Genomic DNA, 7,522 nt, shown 5'->3' on the forward strand with positions numbered 1-7,522 from the left:
GCAAGGTCTACCACCTAAAGTTGCAAGGTCTACCACCTAAAGTTGCAAAACACCTCTGTGTTTTCTAGTTCTAAAATATTTTAAAAGTATTTTAAATACTTTTGCTGCTTTGGGGTCAACTCCAAAGCTTATTTAAGGGCTATGTTATCGAATAGTTGCTTTATTAGGTTTAAATTGTACTCTGACAGCTGAACTTTAGAAGAAACAAGTCTTAATAAATCTAAAAGTTTCTCCGAAATAATCTTGTTAACTGCTTCATCTGATTCATACGCATGCGAAAGACTAATTTCTCTCGAAGGTGGAAGGTATTTGTTTAAGATAGAAATGGCAGACGTGTTTGGCAAACCAGTTATTTTTTTCATTACTTCTAATTTTCTTTCAATCGATCCTTTTCGAGAAGCCAATAAATAAGCAGCCTTATATGGAATGGATTGGAGTAAAAGTTGCTCAGTCTTGCTGGGGAGATAGGTAAACAATTCGTAGTATGCCAAAGCATTATATGCCGATGATTTTGTAGAGAATACTAGGCTTATCCATGATGAGAACGTTGTGTCAGATGACTCTATTGTCTTAAGCAACTCTCTAACCTTATATATTTTCTCACCAATGAGTAAAACATGTTGTTTCTGAATAGATTTTATCTGACAGGTAAGTGTCTTAATAGAAAAGAAAACGTCTTTCTTTCTATCTTCAAAAGAATACTTGCTGAAAAGACTATCCAAACGATTCACTTCTGAAAGAGTAAGCGATACCGAAAACACATCTTTAGTTATCTCTTTCTTTTGAAATTCCTCTTCTGTATTTTTTTTATTTTTTTGGAAGAAAATGGATGCTTCTTTGACTAACTTACTCACAATATTTCCTGGATAGACATTCTTTATTAAATAGTTTGCTTTCTATTTCCTCTGTTAAACGGAGTATATCATTACTTGCTCTAGAATTAGGGTATGCGTTAGCTACGGATGTTTCTTTTAAAAGAGATCTACTTAATGCTATGTCTCTTCGCACTTTACTAGATAATACTTTTCCTTCGTAGATAGATTCTATGATGTTTAAGTAGGTTGAATTCGTTGAATTTCTATCATCCCAAAACGAGAAAACTATTCCTAATACTGTTAAATCTTGTTCCATAGGTAACATAGAACAAAATTCTTTAATTTTCTGTAGTCCTAATATAGAAAATGGCTCAGGAGTAAGACAAACAACCAAATGATCAGATGCAATAAAAGCTTCTTGAGTTAGTGTACCTAAACTTGGTGGAGTATCCAAAATGCATACATCGTAGTTGCATTCAATAAGCTGTAAAGATGAATGCAAATTACTTGTATTTAGTACGCTATCTCTACTTAGTTCTCGAAACTCCTCTATGAGGATATTAGAAGATATTATATGTAAGTTATTTATTTTTGTTGTCTGAATAATATCTTTTATGTTTCCAGAACTTCTAAAAATATCACTCAGATTAGAATCACAGCAAGATTGTATACCTAAACCAGTGGTAAGGTTTGCTTGTGGATCTAAATCCACAAGCAAAACCTTTTTGTTGCTAAATTGCGCTAAATTGCAACCGACATTGAGAGATAAGGTAGTCTTACCAGTCCCTCCTTTAAATGAGCAAAATGCTATTGTTTTCACAAATACTCCAACGTTAGAGTAAATGTTATTTTATTCTGTTTTTGAGAACATGTCTTTTCTTGATAGAATGAGCATAATCAAAGCTTTTTTTAGCTTTAGATTGTTGTTTTCTAATTCTTCAACTACTGGAGAGTCAGGGAAGAGGTTTAAAGATGATTCAATGCTGTTTAGCAAGTTGAGTATAATAGAAATACTTTTATGGTAAAGCTCTGTTGGAGAATTTAGAAAAGTAACTTTTTCTTTATTTATTTTCACTTTGATATCTAATTCTGGAAATGCTTTCTCAACATCTTTCACAATTCTGATAAAATCATTGGTGTTTTGTCTGTTATTCATAATCTCTCCAGTAAGTAGCTCTGTATCGTTTATATAAAAATTTGATAAAAATTTAACAATAAAAATATATTGAGAAACCGATTCTATTTTTTTAATTAACCATTTGTTTGTGGTTTTACTTCTAAAACAGTAATTTTTGAAACCGTATCAACTCCTAAAATTTTTTCTCCGTTTGGCATGGCATTTATCCATACAACACCACTGTCCATCCCACCTGCTCTCAAAGAGAATTTGACTGGAACTGTTGTTTTGTTCACTACAGTAGCCCTTAGAGAAATTACGTTCGGATAACCAGCTGAGTAGCCATAGCTAATAGCACAAGGAGATGTATCTCCTTCTTTAACCAAAGCTAAGACTACAGTTCCTTCCATTCGTGTAGCTATAATATCTGCGCAAATTAAGAACATGCTATCAGCATTGTCTGGTGTTGCTGAAAACAATGCTATTTCTGTTCCTCCATCCAGATTTTCTATATTCTCTTTTGTGAATAAACCATTACATTGAATTCTTTTAGATATATTAACGTCTTTGAATTCCCTAGAATATGAGAAAGAAGGGTCGATTTGTATTTGCTTAATTACTTCTTCTATTAGACTTTGAGTTATGTTTTTGATTATATCTTTAACTAATTCGTCTTCAATTTGATTTAGTATTTTATCAGATACTTCTTTGATTACAGTTTCCATATCCAGAGAGAAAGTGGTGCTAGAAGGTATCGTGCCTGAATTTGTAGTAACTACAATTCCTTTGTCACCACTAAATTTCGTTACTGTTGGAGTCGTATCTGTGCCTATAATGATCTCGTCTTTTTTAAGAACATTGGTCATCTGACCAAGACGAATGTTATCTGCAAAAATACTGTTTTGAGTGTCTTGTAAATAGAAACCTGAATTACCCATAATTAAAAACTCTTTTTATTTTAAGTTTTTAATTAATTCAATTTTCAGTAGCAATAATTAATTTTGTTTCTTTTTCTTTTTCTATTATATTGTTCGTTGATATTTGTTGAAATTTTGTTTTATTTAAGAAAAACACTTCTTTTTTTGATATTGTTTTACCTTGGATTCTTTCGTGTTTTGTTAGCCACTTCAATTCAATGGCAATTTCTATGCATCGATTAATGGCAGTTTCAATTTTTTTCCAGTTCCTGGATGTAATATATCTATTCATTCTCAAAATATAAGACAGATTTTCGAATCCTATTTCAAGTTTATCTGGCCAATCTTTGGTTGTCGGATTATTCATTTTTTTTCTTGTTGCTGTGCTAACAATCCAATCAAGAAATGTATAGGTGAATTTAGATGCATTTGGGAATCGCAACTTGATTTCCTGATACATATTTGCTGGTTTCAAAACAAAATATGAGTCAATTTGATCTACAATAATAGGACATGGTTCTATGATAAAACCTTTATGTTTAGTTGAAACCAAATTAATAAAAGGTCCTTCATCTAAAGCTTTATTTTCTTTTGGAGTCAGACCTTCCCATCCTTCGCAAATTCTTAATATTGGGGAAAATGTCTGATAACGGTCTACAACCTCCTCTCTTTTGTTCCATCTTTTTCTTGTTGCTACAATAAGATAAGGTTGATTTCCTAGATGATATAAGGCTTCCAATGAAATTAGAGCTTCTTTACCACCAAATTCATATTTATTTCTTGCAGTTTTATACTTCTTAACTCCATAAGCTTCTAAGTATTGTGATCTGCTAAACTTTATACGTGGGATTATTCCTTCAAATTTAAATGTATTTGTTTCTCTAGAAAGATAGGATCCTTCAGCGTTCCCTCTATAGTTTGTTACTGATAGCAACTTTTGAATCGCAGCTAAAGCATGGTAATGCGACGTTTGTAAATCTAGTCCTATAACTTCTATTTTTGATTCTGCATCAAAAGACGACAACGGTTTTCGGCCAAATTTCTGACTTTCTAAATGCAGAGAACTTTTAATTACACGGTGGTCTGTTTTTACCATGCTTCTTTTTGGGAGTAGAATTTTCCGAACGAAGAATTAAACATTAGATGGGTCGAAAATATAGATCCATGTCTGTTCTTTCCTATAATTACTTCTGTTAACCCTTTTGTGGATTCTTGAGAATAGTAGTCCTTTCTGTATAAAAACAATATTGCATCAGCATCTTGTTCTATTTGACCGCTGTCTCTCAGATCTGATAACAACGGACGTTTATCTCCCCGGTCTTCAACCTTTCTCGATAACTGGGATAAACAGACTATTGGTATTTCAAGATCCACAGATAAGATACGTAGTTTTCTTGAAATAGATGCTATTTCATTTTGTCTATTTTCAGAACGTCCATCTGTTTCTATAAGCTGTAAATAGTCTATAAATAAAATATCTATACCATACAAGTGTTTGAGCGCTTTTGCTTGATTGATTAAAGAATTGATTTCAGAACAATTTTTATCACAAATAAAAAAATGAGAGGATTGAAGATCTACGCTAATTTTTTCAATTTTTGATAAAATTTCTCCAGAAAAATTTCCCCTTCTTAACTGTTCGCAAGATATCTCACTTAAATTTGAAATAATTCTCTCTACAATCTGATGAGACCCCATTTCTAATGATATAAATCCTATTGAGCTTTTCTCATTTATAGCTAAATATAAAGCTACATCTATAGCAAAAGCTGTTTTACCCATAGCAGGACGTGCAGCTATTACAATGAAATTCCCATTACATAATAAAGTACTGTGTTCATCTATTGATGGATAACCAGTAGGAAGCCCATCAATGTAATCTTTTTCATTTTTCAATCTATACGTATGTTTCAAACGTATTTTAGTTAAAACTCCCTCTGTTTTTTCGTCTCCTTTTATAATTTCACAAATACTACGACCTATAAATTGATGTTTAGGTGAAACTATTTTGTTGTGAATAGAGTCTAGGTGTTCTTTGAATTGATCTATTAAAGTAAGAGGAGATCGTCTATTTGGATACTTATTAAAATCACTATAAGACGTATCCAAAAACTCTTTTAACAAATCATTACTTCTTTTCTCATGAAGAAAGTCAATGTGATGATCTAGGTCTATGTGAATATCGGCATTCTGTGACATTTGCACGATATAAGAAACATCTAAACACCTATCATAGTTTTGTTTTTTTATTTCTTCCCAAATTAAAGCTATAGAAACAGTGCCACGATCATTTAAGAGAGTTTTAATAAAAAAAAATATTTTCTTATGAATCGATGCAGAGAAATGTTCCTCAGTCAAACGTGATACGACAGATTTAGCACTTTCTGTATAATTAACAGCTTGTCCTAGTATTACAAATTCAATATCTAAATACTCTTTCTCCAGTTGAGAGACGTTCATATAAGTATTACCGAAAATTTTTGGGTATTAAAAAGCACAATTTTATACCTGATTATGGAAATAATCAGGTATAACTTAACTTTTTATAGCATTAGGCTTCTTGTGCGTAAAGACAATTCACCACAACACGGGTCAAATCATATTTTTGATAACCTATCTACGAACACATTAACCCACTCTCAAGCAACACAAGCAAAAGTGGAATATATCTGGAATGAACTGAAAAAAGTTACTTTAAGAGAGGCTGTTTTTATTTGGATTTCCTCTTTAAATGCCCATACAGCAAGATCATATAAAGGATCTATTTTGGCCTTAAGTCGAATAGGACTTTTATCCCTGGATATATCTTTACAAGAGTTTTCGATGGTTAATCATAACGTTATTATAGATACCATTAAAAGAATCCCTTCAAAAATAGCTTCGTGGTGCGAAGGAACAAAACAAGTAAGAGCAGCTTGTTATATATCACTTACAAAGTTCTTGAATAGAGAAACTGCTGGTCTTATACCTATAGCTCAACCATCTCAACAAGAAACCAACAAAACGTTTTATAAAGTAAGAGATTTAGTTAAAACCAATGCTATGGAAGACCTTCAAAAACAGGCATTCTTAGAACAACTGAAATCAATCAACTATAGAGATTGGATGATTGCTTTAACAATTCTACAAGGAGCAAAACGAGTTAATGAAGTGCTTAACCTAACAATAGATAAAATCTCATTCCAAGACGGAACTATTTCTTTTTCTCAAACCAAAAACAAGGGTTTAGAAAAAACAACAATCATTACATATCCTCAATGGTTTATGAATAAATTAAGTGATTACATAAACTTCCGAAGTGGTTTGCTGTTCGTAACAAAAAAAAATAAAGCTGTTGGACTAAAACAAATAGCCAATACTTTTGCCAAAGCAGGAAAATTAGCAAACATTAGTTTTAAAGTTACTCCACATGTCTTACGTGCTACAGCAGTAACTGAATACAAACGACTTGGTTGTTCTGATTCAGATATAATGAAAGTGACAGGTCATTCATCATCAAAAATGATTTACGCTTATGATAAATCTAGGCGATCCGAAAATGCATCAAAAAAAATCATTCTAATCTAACAACAAAGTGTTAACTTTGTTGGGATAAAATCTATCGGGGCAGTTTGGAACAAAAATAATATAATTAAAATTATATCAAAATATAAAGGGCAGCTGTGCTGTTAAGTTCTCTTCACTGTATAAATCATAAGCTGAAATCATTTCATGAGAAGACAAGCACGAAATCCTCATAATATCCACATCAGAAAAACCTGTTCTTTTCAAATATGCCAGTGCACTTGCACGTAAGACATGTGGAGTAACTTTAATTGGAAGCTGTATATCACTTTCAGCTAACTTAAAATAATAATATATCTGATTAACGCAAACTCGATGTCCCTCTGAAGAATCAGAAACAAAAACCCATCCCTCCCTTTTCCCAAGGTACTCTTTTAATTCATTCATCAAAAGAGTTGGATAAGTGACTTTCACTTCTCGGATTCTATTTTGTCTCTTCTTTACCTTGAAAAATATTTGATTATTTCCAAATGAAATATCTTCAGTACGAAGAGATATAACTTCTGAAAGTTTCCTAACCCCCTGTAATATAAGTTTTCCGATTAAATAATCTCTGTAACTTCTTTTTTTTAAAGAATCAAAAAACAACAACCATTCTCGTTTCGAAATAAACTCTGTTTTTACTTTGTCGCGAATCTTATAAAATGTTGCGTTACCAAAGTCCCTAACTGGAGAAGCCTGTTTAATAACTCCTTTAGTTAAACGGTATAAAAATTTAGTAAATGAAATATAACAAGCTGCCCTAGCCTGTTTAGAAGCTTCTGATATAGACTTTCCAGTAAGAGAACAAGACAGAGATTTAATTCTACATAATGCTTCAGAATGATCTATGGAAATCCAATCTTCTAGTTTGATCGATGGATCTATAACACCATTAGAAACTAAAAATTTGATCCCAGAAGCATAATTTTTACTAGTAATTGGAGATAAAGTTGCTAACCAAACATTTGCAGCTTCAGCGATCGTTAAGAACAATCTACTTCTATGACAATGATTTAAATTACTCATACTTAGTCCTAGTATTACTTTGCATACAAGATTTGCGGAGTCTAAGTGTTTTTCATTGAAAAGTCTACCACCTAAAGTTGCAAGGTCTACCACCTAAAGTT

General features: G+C 32.0%; 8 protein-coding genes. 1 reads left to right on the forward strand and 7 read right to left on the reverse strand.

From position 1 onward, the window contains the following. Nucleotides 1-128 precede the first annotated feature (128 nt). From CMV32_RS00005 to CMV32_RS00030, 6 genes are all read right to left on the reverse strand, one after another. Nucleotides 129-854: a CT583 family protein gene (locus tag CMV32_RS00005; RefSeq protein WP_100933919.1), complete on the reverse strand. Its 726-nt coding sequence runs from the start codon at nt 852-854 to the stop codon at nt 129-131. Beyond that, nucleotides 847-1,635, reverse strand: coding sequence for a ParA family protein (locus CMV32_RS00010; protein ID WP_100933920.1), 789 nt, complete (start codon nt 1,633-1,635; stop codon nt 847-849). The genes CMV32_RS00005 and CMV32_RS00010 overlap by 8 nt, the downstream gene beginning before the upstream one ends. A gap of 30 nt (nt 1,636-1,665) precedes the next feature. Continuing rightward, nucleotides 1,666-1,971 carry a virulence factor gene (locus CMV32_RS00015; RefSeq protein WP_100933921.1) on the reverse strand — a complete coding sequence of 102 codons (306 nt, stop codon included), beginning with the start codon at nt 1,969-1,971 and terminating at the stop codon, nt 1,666-1,668. A gap of 95 nt (nt 1,972-2,066) precedes the next feature. Continuing rightward, nucleotides 2,067-2,870 carry a virulence factor Pgp3 gene (gene pgp3 / locus CMV32_RS00020; protein WP_100933922.1) on the reverse strand — a complete coding sequence of 268 codons (804 nt, stop codon included), beginning with the start codon at nt 2,868-2,870 and terminating at the stop codon, nt 2,067-2,069. A 37-nt stretch (nt 2,871-2,907) separates the two neighbouring features. Continuing rightward, nucleotides 2,908-3,945 (reverse strand): virulence factor, encoded by a 1,038-nt coding sequence (locus CMV32_RS00025; RefSeq protein ID WP_100933923.1) that lies wholly within the window; start codon nt 3,943-3,945, stop codon nt 2,908-2,910. Next, nucleotides 3,939-5,309 (reverse strand): replicative DNA helicase, encoded by a 1,371-nt coding sequence (locus CMV32_RS00030; protein ID WP_100933924.1) that lies wholly within the window; start codon nt 5,307-5,309, stop codon nt 3,939-3,941. The genes CMV32_RS00025 and CMV32_RS00030 overlap by 7 nt, the downstream gene beginning before the upstream one ends. Before the next feature lie 102 nt (nt 5,310-5,411). Here CMV32_RS00030 and CMV32_RS00035 point away from each other — a divergent pair, with 102 nt between their 5' ends. Continuing rightward, the gene (locus tag CMV32_RS00035) at nt 5,412-6,416 is read left to right on the forward strand and encodes a tyrosine-type recombinase/integrase (protein ID WP_100933925.1); all 1,005 of its coding nucleotides are present in this window, start codon (nt 5,412-5,414) and stop codon (nt 6,414-6,416) included. Between the two features lie 75 nt (nt 6,417-6,491). Here the strand turns inward: CMV32_RS00035 and CMV32_RS00040 are convergent, their stop codons facing one another. Further along, nucleotides 6,492-7,421, reverse strand: a complete 930-nt coding sequence (locus tag CMV32_RS00040) for a tyrosine-type recombinase/integrase (RefSeq protein ID WP_192940623.1) — start codon at nt 7,419-7,421, stop codon at nt 6,492-6,494. Nucleotides 7,422-7,522: the final 101 nt, after the last annotated feature.

Origin of the sequence: Candidatus Chlamydia corallus, assembly GCF_002817655.1 — a bacterium.
GTDB lineage: Bacteria > Chlamydiota > Chlamydiia > Chlamydiales > Chlamydiaceae > Chlamydia > Chlamydia corallus.

Excerpts from the sequence above, each read along its gene's own strand:
- CMV32_RS00030 (WP_100933924.1), bottom strand. The coding sequence starts at position 5,309 with ATGAACGTCTCTCAACTGGAGAAAGAGTATTTAGATATTGAATTTGTA.
- CMV32_RS00040 (WP_192940623.1), bottom strand. The coding sequence starts at position 7,421 with ATGAGTAATTTAAATCATTGTCATAGAAGTAGATTGTTCTTAACGATC.
- pgp3 (WP_100933922.1), bottom strand. The coding sequence starts at position 2,870 with ATGGGTAATTCAGGTTTCTATTTACAAGACACTCAAAACAGTATTTTT.
- CMV32_RS00025 (WP_100933923.1), bottom strand. The coding sequence starts at position 3,945 with ATGGTAAAAACAGACCACCGTGTAATTAAAAGTTCTCTGCATTTAGAA.
- CMV32_RS00015 (WP_100933921.1), bottom strand. The coding sequence starts at position 1,971 with ATGAATAACAGACAAAACACCAATGATTTTATCAGAATTGTGAAAGAT.